Genomic DNA, 1,150 nt, shown 5'->3' with positions numbered 1-1,150 from the left:
GTTTCCGGCAGTAAGAGCGAATGTTCCTGACGGAAAAAAGCCATAAAAGTAAGGGCTAATACTTCGTCAGAACCGTTGCCCACAAATACATTTTTCTTTTCCAGCGAGAAATGATCTGCCAGCGCCTGTTTTAATTCAGCGCAATCCGGATCTGAGTAGAGACGCAATCGATCCAGCGGAAATTCGCGAATAGCGGCTTCCGCAGCAGGTGAAGGGGGGTAAGGGTTTTCGTTCGTATTTAATTTTGTGATACCGGTGTCTTTAGGTTGCTCACCGGGCACGTAAGGGGTGAGGCCGTTAACCGCCTCGCTCCAATATTTACTCATGGCGCTGACTTATCTTCTCTGTCAAAAAGGAGTGTCCCCGCGGACACATTATAGTGCCCGAGCATATCAGAGAAGAGTGCTGAAATCCGCAAAAAAGCGCGCGCGTAATATAGCTATCTGAATAAGCTGTTTATAGGTGCGTTATCATTTTAGAAGCAGAGGAGGGCGATCAGCGACGCGAAATTTCCCGCATCAGGCTGCTCAGATCCATATCTTGCATGGCTGCAAGTGAATCGAGGTCTCCGGCAACCGGAGGTAAGCCGCTTTTACGCTTCTTGGCTTCTTTTTTCTCTGCGACCAATTGTTCTAGCTTTTGCTGAATCTTGTCGAGTTGTTCAAGACTCAAGGGCATCAGCTTCTGGCTGATTTCGTCGTTTATCATAGTGAGCAATATGTACTACCAAGCAGATGAATAGGACGTCCTTATTACTGCTAATAAGCGCCTGATACTTGTTTGGAATAAAAGTTCAGGGGTGAGCTTATTAAATTGTAGTCCCTTTCCCGGAAAGAAACCGCGTTTGGCAAGCAAATGCAGATCGGTATTGCCGGGTTCCTGATACTGAGGAGAACGAACTTTATAACTAAATATAAGCGCCTTGCAATATACGATTATAAAATTCGTTCAGATCAGAGACTAAATCTGATTAATCATTGGGAGCCACTGCGTATTAACCGTAAAGCTCAGAAAAGATAAAGCGTACGTTCGTTTAATTAAAGAGTTAATCGTGCCTTGATACAAACATGGCAGTCACAGTATCCATCGTATTAATGTGATTGATAAACCAGGGTGTCATCGTTTCAGTCAGATACTTCTCTAGTGTTTC

General features: G+C 44.5%; 2 protein-coding genes. Both read right to left on the bottom strand.

Annotation, left to right across the window (positions count from 1 at the left end; translation table 11 throughout):
* Positions 1-326 (bottom strand): aminotransferase class I/II-fold pyridoxal phosphate-dependent enzyme (locus ABYW01_RS21420; protein WP_372836646.1); only part of this gene is annotated, 326 nt, incomplete at its 3' end.
* A gap of 169 nt (positions 327-495) precedes the next feature.
* Positions 496-717, bottom strand: a complete 222-nt coding sequence (locus ABYW01_RS21415) for a hypothetical protein (protein WP_372836645.1) — start codon at positions 715-717, stop codon at positions 496-498.
* Positions 718-1,150 lie beyond the last annotated feature (433 nt).

This window comes from Pontibacterium sp., assembly GCF_041587635.1.
Lineage (GTDB): Bacteria > Pseudomonadota > Gammaproteobacteria > Pseudomonadales > Balneatricaceae > Pontibacterium.
This window is presented reverse-complemented; position numbering and strand designations above follow the sequence as displayed.